Source organism: Candidatus Avelusimicrobium stercoris (assembly GCF_002437085.1).
Taxonomy (GTDB): Bacteria; Elusimicrobiota; Elusimicrobia; order Elusimicrobiales; family Elusimicrobiaceae; genus Avelusimicrobium; species Avelusimicrobium stercoris.
Genome location: NZ_DJOA01000022.1, coordinates 18521 through 39307, shown reverse-complemented (window position 1 = coordinate 39307; position 20787 = coordinate 18521). Strand labels below are relative to the sequence as shown.

Annotated in this window: 16 protein-coding genes, 1 tRNA gene and 1 pseudogene; 10 read left to right on the top strand and 8 right to left on the bottom strand. The window is 49.4% G+C overall.

Translation table 11 applies throughout. The features are described 5' to 3' along the window. Window positions 1–156: 156 nt before the first annotated feature. Window positions 157–1644, bottom strand: a complete 1488-nt coding sequence (locus B2118_RS03905) for a protein kinase domain-containing protein (RefSeq protein ID WP_428053406.1) — start codon at window positions 1642–1644, stop codon at window positions 157–159. Between the two features lie 64 nt (window positions 1645–1708). On the opposite strand from B2118_RS03905, the gene murI reads away from it, so the two are divergent. Together murI and B2118_RS03895 are read left to right on the top strand one after the other, a co-directional pair. Then, window positions 1709–2506 carry a glutamate racemase gene (murI, locus tag B2118_RS03900; RefSeq protein WP_428053405.1) on the top strand — a complete coding sequence of 266 codons (798 nt, stop codon included), beginning with the start codon at window positions 1709–1711 and terminating at the stop codon, window positions 2504–2506. Beyond that, the gene (locus B2118_RS03895) at window positions 2503–3201 is read left to right on the top strand and encodes a polyphenol oxidase family protein (RefSeq protein ID WP_428053404.1); all 699 of its coding nucleotides are present in this window, start codon (window positions 2503–2505) and stop codon (window positions 3199–3201) included. Before murI ends, B2118_RS03895 begins: the two co-directional genes overlap by 4 nt. A gap of 29 nt (window positions 3202–3230) precedes the next feature. On the opposite strand, the gene B2118_RS03890 is transcribed toward B2118_RS03895, so the two are convergent. Next, window positions 3231–4490 (bottom strand): cation:proton antiporter, encoded by a 1260-nt coding sequence (locus B2118_RS03890; protein WP_428053403.1) that lies wholly within the window; start codon window positions 4488–4490, stop codon window positions 3231–3233. Window positions 4491–4551: 61 nt separating this feature from the next. Between B2118_RS03890 and B2118_RS03885 the strand changes: the two genes are divergently transcribed. Beyond that, window positions 4552–5481, top strand: coding sequence for a GGDEF domain-containing response regulator (locus B2118_RS03885; RefSeq protein ID WP_428053402.1), 930 nt, complete (start codon window positions 4552–4554; stop codon window positions 5479–5481). A gap of 63 nt (window positions 5482–5544) precedes the next feature. Here the strand turns inward: B2118_RS03885 and B2118_RS03880 are convergent, their stop codons facing one another. Together B2118_RS03880 and B2118_RS03875 are read right to left on the bottom strand one after the other, a co-directional pair. Then, complete coding sequence (locus tag B2118_RS03880; RefSeq protein WP_428053401.1) at window positions 5545–5907, bottom strand: fluoride efflux transporter FluC; 363 nt, start codon at window positions 5905–5907, stop codon at window positions 5545–5547. Between the two features lie 69 nt (window positions 5908–5976). After that, window positions 5977–7521, bottom strand: a complete 1545-nt coding sequence (locus B2118_RS03875) for a phosphoglucomutase (protein WP_428053400.1) — start codon at window positions 7519–7521, stop codon at window positions 5977–5979. A 111-nt stretch (window positions 7522–7632) separates the two neighbouring features. Between B2118_RS03875 and B2118_RS03870 the strand changes: the two genes are divergently transcribed. The 3 genes from B2118_RS03870 (at window position 7633) to B2118_RS03860 (ending at window position 9396) form a co-directional block, all read left to right on the top strand. After that, entirely contained in the window at window positions 7633–8331 is a 699-nt protein-coding gene (locus B2118_RS03870) for a hypothetical protein (protein WP_428053399.1), read from the top strand. A 6-nt stretch (window positions 8332–8337) separates the two neighbouring features. Beyond that, window positions 8338–9237, top strand: a complete 900-nt coding sequence (gene murB / locus B2118_RS03865) for a UDP-N-acetylmuramate dehydrogenase (protein WP_428053398.1) — start codon at window positions 8338–8340, stop codon at window positions 9235–9237. A gap of 81 nt (window positions 9238–9318) precedes the next feature. Further along, window positions 9319–9396: transfer RNA gene (locus B2118_RS03860), tRNA-Asp, on the top strand. A gap of 64 nt (window positions 9397–9460) precedes the next feature. On the opposite strand, the gene B2118_RS03855 is transcribed toward B2118_RS03860, so the two are convergent. Then, window positions 9461–11440 (bottom strand): DUF2075 domain-containing protein, encoded by a 1980-nt coding sequence (locus tag B2118_RS03855; protein ID WP_428053397.1) that lies wholly within the window; start codon window positions 11438–11440, stop codon window positions 9461–9463. Window positions 11441–11469: 29 nt separating this feature from the next. Further along, window positions 11470–11958, bottom strand: a complete 489-nt coding sequence (locus tag B2118_RS03850; RefSeq protein WP_428053396.1) for a deoxycytidylate deaminase — start codon at window positions 11956–11958, stop codon at window positions 11470–11472. Between the two features lie 92 nt (window positions 11959–12050). Here B2118_RS03850 and B2118_RS03845 point away from each other — a divergent pair, with 92 nt between their 5' ends. Further along, window positions 12051–13343, top strand: coding sequence for a POTRA domain-containing protein (locus B2118_RS03845; RefSeq protein ID WP_428053395.1), 1293 nt, complete (start codon window positions 12051–12053; stop codon window positions 13341–13343). A 103-nt stretch (window positions 13344–13446) separates the two neighbouring features. Further along, window positions 13447–13971, top strand: coding sequence for a ferritin-like domain-containing protein (locus tag B2118_RS03840; RefSeq protein ID WP_428053394.1), 525 nt, complete (start codon window positions 13447–13449; stop codon window positions 13969–13971). 43 nt (window positions 13972–14014) lie between these two features. Here the strand turns inward: B2118_RS03840 and B2118_RS03835 are convergent, their stop codons facing one another. Further along, on the bottom strand, window positions 14015–15235 hold the full coding sequence (locus tag B2118_RS03835; RefSeq protein ID WP_428053393.1) for a protein-glutamine glutaminase family protein: 1221 nt from the start codon (window positions 15233–15235) through the stop codon (window positions 14015–14017). A gap of 160 nt (window positions 15236–15395) precedes the next feature. On the opposite strand from B2118_RS03835, the pseudogene B2118_RS03830 reads away from it, so the two are divergent. Next, window positions 15396–17756, top strand: a pseudogene (locus B2118_RS03830) (sodium-translocating pyrophosphatase). Between the two features lie 66 nt (window positions 17757–17822). Next, window positions 17823–18677 (top strand): hypothetical protein, encoded by an 855-nt coding sequence (locus tag B2118_RS03825; protein ID WP_428053392.1) that lies wholly within the window; start codon window positions 17823–17825, stop codon window positions 18675–18677. A gap of 49 nt (window positions 18678–18726) precedes the next feature. Here the strand turns inward: B2118_RS03825 and B2118_RS03820 are convergent, their stop codons facing one another. Then, entirely contained in the window at window positions 18727–20772 is a 2046-nt protein-coding gene (locus tag B2118_RS03820) for a M3 family metallopeptidase (protein WP_428053391.1), read from the bottom strand. Between the last annotated feature and the right edge of the window lie 15 nt (window positions 20773–20787).

Genomic DNA, 20787 nt, shown 5'->3' with positions numbered 1-20787 from the left:
AACAACCCCTTTACAGTAAACAACACAACATCAACAACAAAAACTACATTTTTTGCTGTTATAAAAATTAGGGCCTTTGCAGTTTCGCAGGAGGATGTTTTTTGCACAGAGAAAAGCCCTAGGTTTTCGCCTAGGGCTTTTTTAGTAAAAAACAAATTAATAGTGTGTCCGTTCGGGGTCTTCGGGCAGGGGTTCAATGGCTTCCAAGCGGCTCCAAAACTCGTCAATGGACTGGATACGCTGTTTGGGGTCCTCTTTAAGCGCATCTTCCAGCAACTGGTCCACCGCCGGGGGAATATCCGGCGCGAGTTTGGAGACAGGCACAATCTTTTTGTTGGCGATATCAAAGCCCTTTACCGTCCACGGCACTTGCCCCACCAAGGCTTCATACAAGCACAGTGCCAAGGAATACACATCGCTCTGTTTGCGCATAAAACCCTTCTGCTGTTCCGGCGCCATATAGGCAGGCGTTCCGGCCACGGTGCGGGCGCCCGTTTCGTGGTCCACGGATTTTTTGGCTACGCCAAAATCCATTACTTTGGCTTTATCATCGTCAAAAATCATAATGTTGCCGGGCTTCAAATCGCAATGGATAATATCCTGCGAGTGCGCATAATGCAGCCCACGGCACACATATTCAAAAATCTTTTTGGCCTTGGAAAAGGGCAACCGTCCGTCAATATCCAAGCGGGTTTCCAAGGTTTGCCCGTCCACATATTCAAACACCAGGTAAAGCGCGCTTTCGGACTCAATAACCGTGTAAATTTCCACAATGCACGGGTGGCGCAGCAAAGCCACCATACGCGCTTCGGACAAAAATTGCTCGCGCACATATGAACTGCGCACCAGTTCGGGGCGTACACGCTTGATAGCCACTTTGCGCTTTAACACCTTATCATACGCCTCGTACACCTTTCCCATACCGCCTTCGCCGATTTGGCGGATAAAATCGTATTGCTCCTTTACGTCCACTTCGCGGCGGTTAAAGGCGTTTTTGGGCTGGCGGAAGACATCTTCATAACGCCAATACACAAACAATAGTACCGCCACAAACACCGCTAAAAAGTACAGCGTTACCCAGCGCGGGGCGGGCTTTTTGGCCGCTGGCGCGGCTACATCGTCCACGGTTTTGGTAGCGGTTTTTTCGTCCAATTCCAGTTGCAATTTTTGCGCCAAACGAGAAGAAGGATTCAACTTTAACGCCATATCCACATCCAGGCGGGCGCGTTCGTAATTTTGCTGTTGCAAATAAGCACCTGCGCGCAAGATATAGGCGCGCGGGTCCTGCGGGGCGACGGCAATCGCCTGTCCGGCGGAATAAATCACGTCATCGTATTTCGCCAGGCCGTCATAGGCAATCGCCAAGATTAAATGGAAGCGGTTATCCACAAAGTTTTTAGCGGTTAAATCATTTACGCGTTTGATAGCCTCTTGGAAGTTCTGCTGGCGGAGCATATCGTTTAAGCGCGCAATTTCCGCATTGCGGGCGGCCTGATTGAAAACAGCCGCATTGGGCGCCGGCGTTGCGTGCGACGAAAAATTGCCCCCCACCAAAAGCGGAGCGCTTTGGTTATTGGGCGCGGCAAAGGCGCTTGCGCACAAGCACAAGCCCACCATTAATAGAAACAACGCCTTTTTCAGCATAAGGATATTCTAGCACAAAGAAAGGCCTTTGTTCCAACCGATATATAATTACTATAATAACCGTATGACAAAAAAAGCGATTGGCGTGTTTGATTCCGGGCTGGGCGGGCTGACGATTTTGGACGCTCTGCGCCGCACCCTGCCGCACGAGGATTTGATTTATTTCGGCGATACGGCCAATGTGCCGTATGGTTCCAAATCCAAGGAAGCCGTAACGCGCCTGTCGCTGGCAATAGGCCGTTTTTTACAGGAGCAAAACGTAAAACTGATTGTAGCGGCCTGCAATACCGCCTCCGCCCAAGCGTTGGGCGAACTCAAAAAGCAACTTTCCGTACCCGTTATGGGAGTTATAGAGCCCGGCGCGGCCAAGGCCGTAAGCGTTACCCGCAACGGACATATTGCCGTACTCGGCACCGAAGGAACCGTAAAAAGCAAGGCTTATCCCAAAGCCATTTTAAAAAAGAAACCAAATGCCCAAATTATCCAGCAGGCCTGCCCGCTGTTTGTGCCGCTTGTAGAGGAAAACTGGACAAATAAACCCGCCGCGCAATTAATTGCGCGCGAATATTTGGCCCCCGTTCTTCAAAGCGGAGCCGATACCGTCATTTTGGGCTGTACGCATTACCCGGTATTAAAAGGCGTTTTAGCCGACATTTTAGGTAAAAAAGTAACCTTGGTGGATTCCGCCGACACCTTGGCCGAAGCCGCGCGCGTATTTTTGGACAAACACAATTTAGCCGAAACCAAGGGGAAGGGGCGCGTAACCGTTTACGCCAGCGATGCCCCGCAACGCTTTAAAAAACTGGCGCAAACCTTGCTGGCAGATAAAATTTCCACCGTACATTTAAAAAAACTCCTATGAAGATTTACGCAGACGACCAACTGCTTGCAACAGGTTTACGCGGCGGCACGCTCTCGCGCCACACGGGAAATATGCGCGAAACCGCCGCCCAAACGCCCGTTTATCAGGCATTAGATATCCCGGCGGACAAAATTTTGCATATCCACCAAACGCATAGCGACAAAATTATTTTGATATCATCCCCCTCCGAAGCGCAAGCCTTAGCCCAACAACCCGCGCAAGAAGCCGATGTGTGGGTGCTGGCCAACTGCCCGGGCTGGGGCGCGGCTATTTTAACGGCGGACTGCGTGCCCTTATTTTTATGGGACACTACGGGTAATTTCTTTGCGCTCGCCCATTGCGGCTGGCGCGGGGTGGTGCGTCAACTGCCCTACAAAACCGCCGAAGCCCTCAAACAGGCTGGGGCAAAAGGTCCCCTCTTTGCTTATTTGGGGCCACATATCCAAAAGTGCTGTTTTGAGGTGCAAGCGGATACCGCCTGCCAATTTTCGCCCCAAAGCGTGCTAACCCAAAACAACAAATTTTTTGTAGATTTAACGACCGAAATCCGCCTGCAACTGGAAAAGGCCGGGCTAACCGCCAAAAACATCCACGCACCCGCCTATTGCACTTGCTGTGATAAGGACAATTTCTTTTCGTGGCGGCGCGACCACATCCGGCAAAATTTGCTTTCCTTCATTTACAAACCCCTGTAAAAACGCCCCTGTTATGGGGCGTTTTAAAGTTATTTATTTTCGGTAGGCAGTTGCGCCTGTGGCTCTGCGTGCCGGTGGAAGAGAGAATTACTTAACCATTTAAGCCCGCCCTTTTCTATACGGAAGGACATCAGGTTTGAACCGATTACGCTAAAAAAGATGACCGCATAAATTACATCTTGCACTACGGAACCTTCCTCGGGCAGTTGGGAAGCCACCATTGCCGCCAGCACCGCGCTGACAAGTCCGTTGGGGCACATCGCCAAAACGGCGGAGCAGTCCCCGCGCGACAAATTTTTAGACAGGCAATAATTGACCACCGGAGCGCGGAAGATAAATTTAGCCACCGTTAATATAAAACCAATCGCCACCAAATCCAGCCGCCCCACCCGCATACAAATACCCATATATACAAAGAAAAGTGTTTTAAAAATAAACTCCACTTCCTCAAAGAATACCTTTTCCCCGTTGTTTAGCGTAAGCAAATTGCGGAAATCCAGCCGCGGTAAGCGAAGCCGCTTAATAAGGCGCATATTCCCCGCCACCACGCCGAACGCCAGCGTGGCAATCGCCCCGTCCCCGCCGATAATGCCGCTGACGCTATACACAAGCAATACAAACGCAAACGTAAGCGAAATGGCGTTTTCCAAGCGGCGCACACGGTTTAAAATGCTCATCCAAAACACACCCGCCGCCAACGCAAAAATAATACCGATACCAAAGGATTTAACCACATCTACCGCCAGCAAAGAGGCGGTTAATTTTTCCCCGTGCGAGGCCGCCGACAAGAGCGCAATCGCCAGCACAATGGAATAAACGCCCGTTAAATTGGCCTCCAAAAACAAAATGGTCTTAGCGGTTTTAGACACTTGTAATTTGGCAAGCAAGGGCGAAATAATGGCCGTAGAGTTGTCCGCCACGATTACGCCAATGATAAACGCGTAAATTTGCGGGACCTGCAACAGTTCCTGCGCCAAAAATCCAATTACCAAGGTTACCAAGGCAAAACAAACGGTGGTTAATAAAAGCCCCTGCCCAACGGCTCCGCGCAAGGACAAAATCCGAAATTCAAGCCCGCTTTTAAACAGCACCACAATGAGCGCCAAAGTGGTAAAAATCTGCCCGGCCTGCCCGAAAGACTGCGGGTCCACCAAGTGAAGCACCGGCCCCATCAGCATCCCCAGCACCATCAGGGGCAGTACATCCGGCAGGCGCGTTTTTTCAAACAAAGACGAAAATATATGCCCCAATACCAGGAGCAAACCGATAAATAAAATGGCGTAGGTCATATACTCATTATACGAAAAAGGGGGTATTGCGCGGGACGGTAATATTTAATTAAATATCCCTATGGAACACAATGCAAAAATTTTACTGGCGGACGATTCGCACGCTATCCGCTTTTTAGTTTCGGAAATTTTAACCAATGCCGGGTTTACCGTAATTGAGGCCGAGGACGGCCAAGAGGCCATTGATAAAACCTATAAAGAAAACCCCGATTTGTTGATTTTGGATTACGAAATGCCCAAAAAGACGGGCTTTGACGTCGTGCGCGAGGTCCGCAGCCGCACGGGATATTTGCACACGCCGATTATTATCTTTACCGCGGTGTCGGACAAATCCACCAAACTGGAAGGCTTGGGGCTGGATATTGACGACTATTTAACCAAACCCGCCGATGAGGACGAAATCGTCGCGCGCGTAAAACTGCTCTTAAAGCGCAACAAACAAAAAATGGATTGCAACCCGCTTACACGCCTGCCGGGCAATCCGTCTATCCAAGCGCGCGTAGAGCAGGACATCGCCGCCGGGCACCCCTTCGCCGTGCTGTATTGCGATTTAAACAATTTTAAATCCTTTAACGATAAATACGGCTTTGAAGCCGGGGACCGCGTGCTCAAAACCGAGTCGCAAATTATCGTATCCGCCGCTATGCAAGACCCCACTTCTTTTGTAGGGCACATCGGCGGGGACGATTTTATCGTCGTTTGCGCGTTTGATAAGGCGGAAGCCATCGCCAAGGAAATTACCTCCAAAACCGACGCTGTCGCCCCGTCCTTTTACAACGACGAGGACCGCACCAACGGCTATATGATTTCCACCAACCGCAAGGGCGAAACGGAAAAATTTAATTTCCTTTCCATTGGTATCGGCATTGTACACAACACCAAAAAACCGCTTACTTCGTTTGCTATGGTCAGCAATATCGGCAGTGAACTAAAATGCCTGGCCAAAAAGCACGAAAACGGCAGTTTTTACGTACTGGACCGTCGCGCTTAACCTTACATATATATAGCAAGGGCCCGCCTCTTACCGAGCGCGGGCCCTTTTTATAAGCAATTTTTACAATATTTGATGTAATTTAAAACCGCCCCACACCGCAGCCAAACAAACCGCCACATTAAGCAACACATTTAACCCGGCCCAAATAAATTCCCGGTTGTGGTACAGTGTAAGCGTATCCAGCGAAAAAGAGGAAAACGTCGTAAAACCGCCCAGCACGCCGACTATCAAAACCAGCCGCCCGGGGTGGGTGGAGTCTTCAAAATACGGGGCTAAAAAGCCGATTGCCAAACTGCCCAGCACATTGACGGCCAGCGTAGCCCAATGGCCTCTCCACGATAAAAGGGCTCCCAACACCGTAACGCCATAGCGCAAGGAAGCGCCCACAAAACCGCCTAGCCCAACATATAAAAAATTCATCATATACTTTATTTTACCAAAACAAAAGGAGCGGGCCGTCTGGTCCGCCCCCCCTTGTAAAGGCTATCCTTTTTACGCCAACAGCCGTTGGGCTTGCTTAATCAGTTCGTCCAAATGCTTTTGGCTGATAAAGGTTTCGGCATAGATTTTTAAAATATTTTCCGTGCCGGAAGGCCGCACCAACAGCCACGAGGACTGCAAATAAATTTTAATGCCGTCCGTATCGCGCACGCGGGTTACCCGTTCACCCGCCACCTGTTGGAGCGTATCAAAATCAGACGCCTTTAAGCCCTTTACGCGCTTTTTGGTGACTTCGTCGGTCGGGATATCCACCCGCGTATAATAGGGCGTGCCATACTTGGCGGTCAAACCGTCGTACAACGCGGCAATATCGCCCTCTGCGGCAGTAATTTCCATTAGCAGGCACACGGCCAAAATGCCGTCCTTTTCCGGGGTCCAGCCGCTGACGGACATCCCCGCGCTTTCCTCTCCGGCCAGCACATATTTGCGCTTTACAATGCCTTCTACAAAGTATTTAAAGCCGACGTTTACCTCGTCCAATTTCAGCCCGTGGTCCGCCGCAATGCGGTCTAACAGCGCAGTCGTGCCCAAGGTCCGGCCAATGGAATAAGCCTCGCGCACCTTTTGGTGGCGGTACAAGTAATCCGCCATTACGCACAGAGCGTGGTTCGGCGGAATTAAGCCGCCCTTTTTGGTAGCGCAGCCAAAGCGGTCGGCGTCCGGGTCGCTGGCACCGGCAAAATCATAAGTGCCGTCCTCCACCAGTTTAATAAGCGGCGACATCGGGTATTTAGACGAGGGGTCCATACGGATTTTGCCGTCGTGGTCAATGGGGATAAAGTAGAAGGTGGGGTCCTGCACCTTGCTGACAATCTCCACATTGTCCAAGTGGTATTTTTCCTTAATGGCTTCGTAAAACGCCAAACTGCTACCGCCCAGCGGGTGAATAGCAAATTTAAGCGGGGAAGCGGCAATCTTTTTAAAATCAATAAATTTAGCAAGCGCCGTGATATAGGGCGTAATCAAATCGGCCTGCCGGACAAGTCCCTTTTGGCGCGCCTGCGCAAGGTCCAAGGATTTAATTTCGTCCGTATGCGCCATATAATAGTTGGCATATGTTTCAATTTTGCCCGTTACCGCCGCATCCGCCGGACCGCCATTAGACGGATTGTATTTTAAACCCATATCCTGCGGCGGGTTGTGGCTGGCGGTGCCGTTTAGCGAAGCGCTCGCACGGCCGTTAATAATTTCAAAGGAAAAAACGGGCGTGGGCAAGGGCATATCAGGCAAAATAACGGTGAGCCCGTTCCCTGTAAGCACCTCGGCGCACAAATTGGCCGTATCGCGCGACATTAAACGCGTATCTCCCCCCACCAAAATCGGCCCCGTAATATGCTGTTCCTGATGAATACGCGCTACCGCCTGCGCAATCGCGCGGGCGTGCAGGGCGCAAAAGCCCGTCCCTAAACTGCCGCGGTGGCCTGATGTGCCAAATTTCACGGGCACGGGCGTGCCTTGCGGGTTAAAAAATTGTTCTCTTAATGCGTTTACGTCAATTCTTTCTTTTGTCAGAGTTCCGGCTAATTTGCTTACCATAGTTCACTCCTAGGCGGTCGGCTCGTTGTCCTTATCCGCCGGACGGGTTGCACATCCCCCCGTCATTTTCTATCATATTATATATCTTGCAATTTCGCAATGGAGAAAACTATGAAGAAACTTTTAGCCCTTTTGTTCGCTTTTTTCACCTTGGCGGGTTATGCTTCCGCCACCAATATCGCAGACGATTTCCGCGCGCATTATTCCGCATCGTCCGACTTGTCCGCCTATAATAAAGATATTAACGCTATGATTGGCGTGGCCGATTTCCACACCGGCAGAGGGACCACCTTTCCGGGCTTTGATATCGGGGCCACGTTAAGCGCCGTTAAACCTTCCGACAAAAACAATATTACCTCCGACGATTACCTGTATGCCGGCTTTATTACCGCCGAAACCAAAATCCCGGTGCTGGACTTGGGAGTTGTGGTACGCGGAACGGATATGAACGGCTTTCAATCCTTGGGCGGCGGTTTAAAATATAATTACGATTTATTTGATACGGTTCATTTGTCCTTGGCGGGCTTTTATGACCGCGGCAAGACCGACTGGTACACAACGGACCACTATTCCGCTTCCGCCGTGGCTTCTATGAGCGTGCTGTTCTTCACCCCGTATGTGGGCGTAGGCTACGACTACGGCGAACTGAAAACGCGGAATCTGGGCGAGGAACGCTCCACCTCGGACGGCGCCGTGCGCTATACGGCGGGCGTAAATGTAAAACCGTTCCCGTTCGTCTATATGTTTGGCGCTTATACCTATACAGCCGACAACCACGCCTTGCAGGGCGGCATTGGGCTTAACTTTTAACCGGATATGGATTACAAGCAAGAATTAAAAAATTTCTTTGGCGAAAACTGCCTCTTTAACGAACCGATGGCCCAGCATACCACTTACCGGGCGGGCGGTCCGGCGGAGGTGTATGTTTATCCCCAAACGCGGGAGGAGTGGAGTTTTGTTTTAAAACTGGCCCGCACGGGCAATATTCCGCTGCGCATTATCGGCTTTGGTTCTAACATTTTAGTAAGTGGCAAGGGCCTTGGCGGTATTGTCTGCTCCACCAAAAAAATGAACAACATCCGTGTAGAGGGCGACCATATCCGCGCCGAGGCCGGGGCCGCGCTTGATAAAGTATGCGAACTGGCCTGTAAGGCGGGGCTGGCCGGGATGGAAAAATTATCCGGCATTCCGGGCAGTGTTGGCGGGGCTGTGTATATGAACGCGGGCGCGTTCGGGCAGGAAACCTTTGACTGCCTGGAATATTTTGACGTAATAGATTTGGAAGGCCGCCCGGCAACATTATTAAAAGAAGACGTTAAATTCGGCTACCGCCGGGTGGAAGGCATTGCAAACTGCATTATTTTGTCTGCTTGCTTTAAACTGGCCAAGGGCGAATTTACGCAACTGATAGAAACCCGCAACACCATTCAGCACAAACGCGTGGAAAAGCAACCCTTGGAATATCCTTCGGCCGGGAGCGTGTTTAAACGCCCGGTGGGGGATTATGCTTCGCGCCTGATTGACGACACGGGCCTGCGCGGGTTATCCGTAGGCGGGGCTAAGGTGTCTGAAAAACACGCGGGCTTTATTGTTAATTTTAACCACGCCACCCCCGAAGATATTAAGGCGTTAATGGACCAAGTGCGCCAAAAAGTGAAGGAAAAACACGGAGTGGAGTTGGAATTGGAACAAATTTTATGGGGAAATTTTGATTAATTTCCCTATACAAATAAAGTTTTTTTAAAAAGTGTTGACGGAAACCGCAGAATTAGTTAGAATATATATGTAGCAAGTAAAGGAGTCGTGGTGTAGCCTGGTTAACACGCTGCCCTGTCAAGGCAGAGACCGCGAGTTCGAATCTCGTCGACTCCGCCATTTGAAATATTACCCGCCTAACGGCGGGTTTTTTATTTAAATATTTCACTATTAACTGAAATCATCATATGATTTCAGTTATACCTAATGTTTTTAAGTAATTGTACGTATTATCATAAAAAGATGGCAGACGTGTAGCGTCATTTATGTTGCCATAGGGAACAAAAATCACCATTCCTTGACGGGCGCGAGTTAACAAAACACGGTATGTATTCTTTAAGTAGAGCTGTTTTTCTGGAACGTTTATGTGAGTCCAACGAGTTCCTGCAAAATTATTATAGGTCCATTTTTGTCCATCAAATCGAAAGTCCGCATCCCAAGCCACAATAGAAAAGTCTACCTCTAATCCTTGCACATCAAATTCAGTAACTACATCTTCTAATGCATAGCAAGAACGCACGTCGTCTTTATCATTCAAAAACCAGTTAGCTACGGATATTTCATTTTTAACAAAGATTCCCTCTGGCTTTAACCGCATTGCTCCACTACTAGCTAATAATCCGTATTTATTTGTTCCCCTGGCCTGTTCTTTAATCCACCGTTTAGCCCCAGATAAACTGCGAGTAATTTTCAAAGGATATTTGTCCTTGATTTGAGCATATAGTTCTTTGGCTTTTTCCCTATTTACATCCAATAACGCTTTCACAAAAGCAGATAAATAAGGAGTGCGAAATGACCTCATGGAGGTACTTAAATGTAATGCTGGGCTTTCAGTTACATTTAATCCACATAGCAGTTCTTCCCAACTTTTATCTCGTCGGTATTCCCCATCATTTAACTGAGGAGTAATATATACATCCCAATATTGAAATGAACGCTGTAAAGAAGCAAACCATTCCGGCAAACCTGCCTCTCCAGTATTTATTTCCTGTCCGCCACCAATTAAACAGATAATTACCGCCCAATCTTGGTGTCTATCCATCGTACTGATTAAAAATTCTGGTTCACTGTATGGAAAATTACTGATTCCTTTCTTCGTACTCATAAATTTAGCTAACATTTCTTTAGTCCAAGAGCGTTGTGCCTCGTCAAATATAGCCACCCTTTCCGGGGGAATATAAGTATTATTCACAAAATAGTCCCGATATTTGTGAATAATTTGAATAAAGGCAGACGTCCTCCGCAGAGCCTCCCTTTTTGTAAGGTTCTGCCCAAGTTGTTTTTCTTGCTCCACTTTATCGCGTGCCAAAGCCTCCTGAAGCACATGTACTAAAGGAAAATTTCCAGATAAAAATACAGCATGCTCACCCTTTTGAGCATTTGAACGTTCAACTGCTATATTTAAACCTACCAATGTTTTCCCTGCTCCTGGAACTCCGGTAACGAAACAAATAGATTTACGATGATTTTGCTTGCTATAATCAATAATTCTAGAAAGTTCTTCGGTCGTATCAGTTAAATTGGTGGCGCCCGCGTCATTACGGGTTATATCGTGTACATTATGTCCTCTATATAGGGCCTGAGCTGCTTCTACAATTGTAGGTGTGGGTAAGTACTCCGATTCTACCCATTGAGGATAATCAAAAGCCTTTTCTTTGTACCTGGTGGAAACCCGCTGAATAATATCTGTAAGATTATGAGCATTGCAACACAAAGGCATGAGTATTCGCTCTTTGTCGTTTATAGTATTTTCTAATGTTGGTGCAGATGTAGCAATGAGAATAGGAACTAATAATCGGTAATGACTTTCTTTGTGAAAATTACGTAAATCTAATGCATAATCATATACTTGGTCATAAGCTGCAGAATGATATTCCCCATCACCACATTTGAACTCTAGCAAAAAAACAATATTATTATGCAAAAAAACAACATCTACCCGCTTACCCATGCGAGGAATAGTGTATTCAAATAATATCTGTCCTTCATTAAAAGCCGCTAATTGCTCTTTGAGAACAAATACCTCCTGCTTCCAAGTATTACTTTGCTGAATGGTAGTGTCAGTTGTAGCATTATTGGCGTGGATAGTACCTAAGATTTCTTCGATGGATTGTTGCAGAAATCGTGCTAATGGGGCAGAATAATAACATCTTAAATTTCGCATATAATTATACCTCCGTGCAAAAAGGCCCCCTAATATCCCCGCGTTCCGTTTAAAGACTCGTCGTTATCCACCCACTCCTGCACGTTAATTATGCGGTAATCGTTTTCCGTATCGCGAATAACCACTTTTTCTATCCCCGCGTTAATTACCATACGCTTGCACATAGAGCAACTGGACGAATTTTTAATATATTCCCCAGTGTCGGCTTCGCGCCCGGCCAAATACAGGGTGGCCCCCAGCATTTTATCACGCGGAGCGCTAATAATGGCGTTGGCCTCGGCGTGCACACTACGGCACAGTTCGTAGCGTTCCCCACGCGGGATATTTAATTGTTGGCGGATACAATACCCAAAATCGGTGCAATTCTTCCGCCCGCGGGGTGCCCCCACATACCCGGTAGAAATCACTTCGTCATTTTTGACGATAACCGCCCCGTAACGGCGGCGCAGGCAAGTGCCGCGCTGGGAAACTACATCGGCTAAATCTAAATAATAATTTACTTTATCACGCCTGGGCATAGCCCCTCCTAATATCTTTGTTGGTTATTATAGCAAATATGTTTTAAGCAATAAATTACCTACCGGTAAGTATAAAAGATATAATTTTATATATGAAGATTTTTCTCTCTCTTTTACTGGTTTGTTTTTCGCTTTCCGCCTTCGCCCAAACCGTGGGCGAAGTATCGGCCTCTTCCACGCGGATGAGCCCCCAAACGCTAAAAAAATTATTCCTGCTAAAACCGGGCGACGCGTTTACGCCCGAAACATACGACAAAGCACAGGACGATTTACACAATTTGCGCGTGTTTAAAAAGTTGGACTTTTCCACCACAGCGCAAGGCGACAAAGTAAACATATCCATTGACGCCCAAGACGGCAGTTATATCTTTCCCCTCGCCTTTGCGGCGGGCGGGGCCAAAAGTGCGGCGGGTGTTTCGCTTGCGGGCGGGAACCTGTTTAAACAAGGCGAAAGTACCTTTTTATTTGTGGGCGGCAGCCAAGACGGCACAACCGCCAGCGCTGGGATTACCCAAGGGGATGACCATTTATCCGTGGGTTACACCAAACTGAATTTTGACCAGCGTTTTTACAGCGGTTACCGCTCCAATATGTTTGGCATATTCTCCACCACCGACGACGAGGACGAATACACCAACGATTTAAAGGGCCAAGTCCACTCTAAAAAAGAGCAAGTTTCCGCCACTTATTCGCACCGTTTTTCCCGCACCGTCCGCGCGTTTATCCGCCCGGAATACGTCCGCTATGCTTATTCCGCCTCGGGGTTTGATAACGGCAACCATAACCAAATTACCTTGGGCCTGCGCCTGACGGATGATATCCGCCAAGGCACCAATATGGGCGCGCTTTCTGGCTACGGGCTAACCGATAAAGAAAAAAGCCTTCGCAACCTTCCCCACGCCCGCCAAGGCTACGCCGCCGATATTTTTTATACGGGTGGCGGAAACTGGACGGGGAGCGATTACGATATCGCCAAACTGGGCGTAAACGCCGCGTGGGTGTTAGAACTGAAAAACCGCCATATGCTAATTGTACAAGGCAAGGCGCAAGATGCGTTTAAGGCGTCTTTTAGCGATGAAGTTTTATCCGCCGATTTACTCACCTTTGGCCGTTATGACCGCCAAATCCGCGGAGAAAGAGGCCTTGGCGTTGGCGCCTCGTTTGTCTATTATCTCTTGCGAAACAATACGGGGCTTTTGTCCTTGGCTCCGTTTTACGAAAACGCCTACGTCTATGCGGGCGGCGGATACCGCGCCCACAGCGGCGCCGGGGCAACTTTATCTTACAAATTATGGCGTTTTCCGCTCCCGGTGGGGCTGAACTATACCCATAACTTGCAAGACGGCGGAGACCTCGTTGGCTTTATCATAGGCGGGGCCTTTTAACTAACCTTTTTTATCCCAAGGCAAAGGCCGCTCCAACTGCTATACTGGCGGTAAGGGGCGGCTTTTTTGCGCACCCGACAATAACCAAACAGGGGGTAAAAATATGGGGATGAAGGGAAAAGAAATCGTACACAGAGCAGGGGTAGATGTGCAAGCGTTGGTAACGGCTTTAAATAAAGCCTATTGTGATGAGTGGCTGGCGTACTACCAATATTGGGTGGGCGCCAAAGTAGCCACAGGCGCGTGCGCCCCGAAACTGATTGCGGAAATGGAGGAACACGCCGCAGAGGAATTGGAGCACGCCGGCAAATTGGCCAAGCGTATTATAGAACTGGGTGGCACACCTGTTTTGGCCCCGCAGGATTGGTATAAGGAAAGCACCTGCGGCTATTTAGCGCCTAAGGATAGCGAGTCCAAAATGCTGCTTGCGCAAAACCTGCAAGGCGAACGCTGTGCCATAGAGGTTTATAACAAACTCTTAGATATGGTAAAGGACAAGGACCCGATTACCTTCCACTTACTGCGCCAGATTTTGGAGGACGAGGTGGAACACGAGCAAGACTTGGAGGATATCGGCCTGGATATTAAAGACATTACAGGCGGAGACTGCGGCTGCTGTGCCGGGTAAACATCTTGTAAAAAGCCCCGCTTTTTAGCGGGGCTTTTTTAAATCATTTTCCAACGGGATATGGCGTATAAGTCCGCCCATCTTTTACAATGTTTTTCCCTTTCCGTCCGTCCGGGCTGACGAGGCGTTTTTCATCCGCCGCCCGCAACCGAAACGGTTTCAAATACATTACCGATGTTTTAGCATCAAACTTTTTAAGCCAAGCGGAAAATTCCACCGGTTCCTTAAACAAAAATTTATCTATCACCACGGGTACAAATTTCCCGTCGCGCCGGGCTACCGCCAACGCAGCGGCGTGGTATTGCCATTGCGGATATTTTTTGCCATCCGGTGAAATAAAATTCGTCTTTCCGTCCGCCGCTGCCAGGTATTCCCCTTTTTGCGGTCGCATTGTAATTTCGTACAGGCGCAAATTACTTGCGCTCCGGGCATTTTCCCGGCCGACCACGGCGCGGCAAATTTTGCGGCACGAAGCATAAGTACAGGCAGCGCACTCGTCGGAGGCGGGGCGGTATAAGTATTGTTTGGAACTGGAATTATACCGTCCGGCAGTTTTGTCCAAAACGTCCAAACTAGCCGCGTTTTCCTCGTACAACACCACTTGGCGGCTTAATTCTTGCAAGGATGCTTGCATATATTTTTTAAAGAAAGCCTTTTCCTGCGCGGGGATAGATGCCGTCCATTTGGCACGGGCCAAGGTAAAACCTGCACGCCCGGTCTTTCCGGCGGAGTTTTTTAAGGTATTTAAAAAAGCCGCCTCTACATAGTCGTTTTTCAAATCGTCCGCATTATACTTGGGCAACCGCGCTTGGCTGAAATAATTAGCCAAGCGGGCTTTGATTTCCTTTTTATGACTGCGGTAAAAATCCAAACTATCCTGCACATTAAAACTGTCGCGCATATGTTCAAACGCATCCAGCGCGCCAAAATAGTTTTCGTCCAAGCGCGCAGGTGCCTGCGTGGCCCCGTACACCGAGGCAGAAATGTACATTTGGTACAAATATCCAGCCATTGCGGAAACAGTATCGGATGAATCAAACCAGTAGCCTATCCGTTCCCAAGTTCCTACCGGCTCCACCACCCGGTTAGAGACCGGATAATAGCGCATCCAAGCCAAGCGGTTTAAGCCCGGGTTCTTTTGCGCAAACACAGAACCCGCCATTTTGCTTTTTAACTGCGTGTAAAAGGGCGACGTAAGCCGCTGTGCCTGTGCCGAAACACCCAGCAAGCCCAGCGTGCAAATAAATATAAAAAACCGTTTCATATGCTTCATACCGTATAGTATAGAAAACAAACCGCCGCGCTTCAAGAGGCTTTGGGCCCTCTTTACCTAGGTCCAAAGGCCTATTTTCCCCAGCGCCGTTTGGCGGATTATTTATTATAATATAGGGGAAGTTTCACTTCCGTTCAAAAGGAGATACGCTATGTGGTATGGAATATCGGCCCTGCGCACCTTTGAACAATACGCGCTGTTCGGCGTACTGTTTATTGCGGTGCTGGGCCTTTTGTATGCCTTATTTTTGCGCAAGCAGGTCATCCGCGAGGATTGCGGCACCCCGGAAATGTTAAAAGTATGGGGCGCTATTAAGGAAGGCGCCAACGCCTACTTAAAAAGACAACTAAAAACCATTTTGCCGCTGATTGGGTTGCTGACGGTTTGCTTATTTTTATCCGTCTATATTGTACCCGTCTCGCAGGATTCTATGGAACGCTTTGCCGGGTTATCGCCCGAAAAAGTAAAACTCATTGCCGCCTTTGGCCGTGCGGGGGCTTTTATATTGGGTGCGGTCTTTTCGCTTTTGGTCGGCCAGTTGGGTATGCGTATTGCCGTGGACGCAAACGTCCGCGTGGCGGCGGCTTCTAAACGCAGTTTTGGCGACGCCTTGCGCATTGCCTACCGCGCCGGAACTGTTACGGGTATGCTGACGGACGGACTGGGGCTCTTGGGCGGAACGGTTATTTTTATTATCTTTGGCATTGCCGCGCCGGATGCGCTGTTGGGCTTCGGTTTCGGCGGTACGTTACTGGCCTTATTTATGCGCGTAGGCGGCGGTATTTACACCAAGGCCGCTGACGTAGGCGCGGACCTAGTCGGCAAGGTAGAGGCAGGCATCCCGGAGGACGACCCGCGCAACCCCGCCGTGGTGGCCGATTTGGTGGGCGACAATGTGGGCGACTGCGCCGGTATGGCCGCCGATATTTTTGAATCCTATGAGGTTACCATTGTTTCCGGTCTTATCCTGGGAATTGGGCTGTGGCGGATTACAGGCCACCACGAGTGGATTGTTTACCCCCTCTTGGTGCGCGGTATCGGCGTGTTATGCTCCATTATCGGCACCTATGCGGTAAAGGATTCCAAACGCTCCGCCGGGAACGCAATGAAGGCTATCTTTAAAGGGTACAGCATTTCCGCCGCCATTTCCGTAGTGATTTTTGGCGTGCTCGCATATTATTATATGGACCAAGTACCCGGCGGCTGGTGGAGACCGTTCGCCGCTACCACCATTGGTATTATCTTGGCTATCGGTATTGACCGCTTGACCGAATACTTTACGGGAACGGAAAACAAACCGGTACAGGAAATCAAAAAATCCACCGCCACAGGCTCGGCTACGACCATTTTGTCCGGTATTGCGGTAGGCTTTGAATCGGCCGTATGGACCACGCTTGTTATTGCAGCCTCTATCTTCTGCTCCGTATTTATCTTTGGTACGATTGACGGCCTGACGCCTGCTGAAAAGTTTAACTTTATCCTCTACGGTGTAGCGATGACGGGTATCGGGATGCTGACCCTGACGGGCAACAACGTGGCGATGGACTCCTTCGGCCCGATTGCCGATAACGCCAACGGTATCGGCGAGATGAGTTGGCACGGACAAGAGGACGACGAAACCAAAAAAGCCCGCCAGATTATGGCGGACTTGGACGGCGTAGGCAACACGACCAAGGCCATTACCAAAGGCGTGGCTATCGGTTCTGCCGTAATTGCGGCAGTATCGCTGTTTGCCTCGTATATGGTGGACGTAAGCAACGTACAACGCTTGCTTAATGACGCTTGGGCCGCCGCAGGCGAAGGCAAGGTGCTTACGCTTTTGTCCCAAGTGGGCATTGTGGTTTCCAACCCGGTGGTATTCGTTGGGATGCTTATCGGCGGGGCCTTGCCGTGGCTGTTCTCGTCCTTTGCCATTAACGCCGTCAGCCGTGCGGCCGCGCTTATCGTGCAGGAAGTCCGCCGCCAGTTTAAAGGTGGCGTGTTAGAAGGCAAAGCCAAGCCGGACTACACCCGCGCGGTAAACATTTCTACCGTCGCCGCGCAAAAGGAACTGATTATTTTGGCCTTGTTAGGCATTGTCTCCCCGGTGGTGGTGGGGCTTGCGTTTGGCGTGGAAGCCTAGGGCGGCTTTTTAGCCGGGATTATCGTTTCCGGCCAGTTGCTCGCGGTGTTTATGTCCAATGCGGGCGGCGCGTGGGATAACGCCAAAAAAGTGGTGGAAGACGAACCCACCGATTTGGCGGCCAACACGGGCAAGGGCTCCGAACGCCACAAGGCCAGCGTAGTGGGCGATACAGTGGGCGACCCGCTCAAAGATACGGCGGGCCCGGCGGTCAACCCCTTGATTAAGGTGGTAAATATGGTAGCCGTTATCGTGGCGCCGATTATCGTCAATTACCACAACGATTTTACCCCCTTGGGCAAAATCGGCTGGGTAGTGGTAATTGCGCTTTTGGCGGTGTTGGGCTGGGCCATTTTAACCAGCAAAAAACCCGCGCAAGAAATTAAATAGTTCTTGCTTATTTACGAAAATCCCCGCGGATAAAAAACGCGGGGATTTTTTTGGTATGATATGGATATGACTATTGCGATTATTGTTATTATGCTTGGCGCGGGCGTAGGCCTTTGGGCCACCACGCGCACCCGTTCTGCCCAACTGGCGCAAATGGCGCGCCTAAACGGTTGCCGCTTTGATAAGGAAAAGGACACCGTTACCACCGAACTGACGGCAGGGCGGCTGGAATTTTTTACGCTATTTTTTCACCAATACCAAAATGTCAGCACAACATCGGACAATTTGGCCTTTATGCGCGTAGCCGACGACAATATTTACACGGACGATAATCCCAAAACCAAACCCGTCAAATTAACGCTCTTTACGGCGGAACTCAAAAAGCGGCAATTCCCCGCGCTCAAAATCGCACCGATAGACTCGCTGTTTGCGCCGTCGCAATATGCGTTAATGAAGACGAATATCCCGGCGGTGGACAGCCGCTACCGCGTACACGCCCCCACCCCGGCGGCGGGGCTGGTATTAACTCCCTTTTTAATCGGGCTCTTAAAAACGCGCGGAAATATTTATTTGGAATTAAATGACAACGCGCTCATTTATCACGAAAATGCCTGCATTTCAGTAGAGGATTACCAATCCTTCCGCTTCCGGGCAATGCAGATTTTGCACGAACTGGAAAACGCGCTGATTAAGTTGGAGCAAACCAACCCCGCCAGCACGGCCACCTTATCGCCCAAACCGCAGGACGAAGCCGAACTGCGCGCCGAAGCAATGCTAAAAGCGCTTTGCGCCCCGCGCGAAGCCACCCCGCAAACGGAAAACAGCGGTTTCCGCGGCGTGTGGATTATTATGCTGCTTGCGGTACTGTTAGGCATATCGCTTTTATCCTGGTTCGCGCTTAACAACTGGGTGCAACGGTAAAATTTACCATAAAAAATCCGCGCTCTATAAAAGCGCGGATTTTTTATGCTTAGTTAATTCCCAAACTCTTTAAAAACGCCTTGTCGTTATACGGGCGGCCCAGGAATTTTTCCACCATTTCGTTTTCGTCATACACCGTACCGGGCGTATAGATATACTCACGCAACTTGGCGCCTAATTCCGCATTAAACAGGCCTTCTGCCTCAAAGCGCGAAAAGATATCCTGTGCAATCACCAAGGACCACGCATATACATAGTAGCCCACATCATACGGGTCGGTCAAACTCATAATATGCCCGAAACTCGCCTGCGGGTAAGTGCCCTTTGTCATCGGGATACCGCTGATGGCCTTCATCATTTGGCTATATAATTTGGTGGAATCCACCCGCTTGGCGGCGCTGTGCAGGGCCAAGTCGTACTGGCCCAAAAAGTTCTGCCGCAGAAACGCTGCCGCCACACCCACATTTTTGGACTTTACCAAGGACGCAATCAGTTCGTCCGGCAAGGCTTCGCCCGTTTTGTAATGGGCGGAAATCTTTTTAAGCACTTGCGGCTGCCAAGCCCAATTTTCCAATAGTTGGGAGTGCGCCTCAATATAGTCCCACGCCACGTTGTCGCCCGTGAGCGTAGCGTATTTGGACGTGGCCATAGACATTTGCAACACGTGCCCGAACTCGTGGAATAAGGTTTCCACTTCGCTGTGCTCCAAGAGAGACGGCACACCGTTGCCCGCCGGGGTAAAGTTAGCCGCAATCACCACAGACGGCGTTTGCATCTGTCCGTCCGGCAGTTCAAAACGGTCCACAAAACTCCAAGTGGCGGCGTGGGTATATTTACCGTCGCGCGGGAACAAATCCAAATAAAAGTTGGAAATTAATTCGCCCGTTTTTTTGTCCTTAATTTGATAGACAATCACATCCGGGTGCCAAGTGGGCAAAGCCGCTTTGGTAAACGTAACGCCAAAGAGGTTTCCAAACACCTCAAACATCCCGCTAATTACTTTATCCGTCGGGAAATATTCCTTAATCTTATCGTCATCCACTTGATAATATTTCTTTTTATATTGGTTGCTCCAATACGGTAAATCCCACGCGGTCATTTCGTCCGCTTTTTGCCCGGTGGTTTCCTCTTTTAGTTTTAGATAGGCTTGTATATCCGCCTGGGCAAGGGGCGTAACTTCCTTTTGTAAATTCTTTAAAAACGCTTCCAAGGTTTCGTAATTTTTAGCCATACGCACCGGGAGCACATAATCGGGGTACCGCTTAAAACCGAGCAAGGCGGCCTGCTTGCGGCGCAGTTCTACCGTATCTTCCAGCAGTTTTACATTTTCCTTGCCGCCGCGGCGGGCGAACTTTTCCTGCAACGATTTGCGCGCTTTTTCGCTCTTGGCCGAGGACATAAACGGGTTGTAATCCGGGTATTTTAACGTAACGATATATTTTCCGTCCTTGGTGCGTTCCAAACGGTTGATATATGTCTCTCCCAAGCCGTCCAATTCCTCGCGCGTAACGACCAGTTCATCTTTGTAATTATTCAAATTTACATTGTATTGGGTAATTTTGTTTAATCGCTCGGTGTTTAGTTTGGCATACGCTTTGGCATCCTTTTCACTAAGCGCCATACCGGCCCGCTCAAAGCGTTCCAGCCATTTGGCCAGCAAGCGCGCGTCCTCGTGGTTTAACTGGGGTTTCGTGTCCGCATATTCCTTTAAAGCCTTATATACGTCCTTGCGGGCAAAGACGGAAAGTTTTTTATCCACGCCCTTGGCCTCCAAATTGGCGGCGGCTTCGCGCACATCCGCGTTTTGGTGAAAATACGATAAGAGCGATAAATTCTTCGGCACGAACCAATAAGACGTATAGGCGTCTTCCAACGCGCGCACCGTATTGGTAAAGTCCCGCTTATCTGCTGGGATAGTAGCCAAAAAGTTCAAATTGATGTCCAATTCTTCCGCCGCGCGCTCTTCCAGCGCGGAAATTTCCTGGGGCGTATAGTCAAAGCGGAGGTGTCCGTTTTTAAACATATCGCCGTACGCGCCCGCAAAAGCGGCGCAAGGCAGCGTTAAAGCCGCCACACCCATTATTATTTTGTTCATAGGTAAATTATAGAA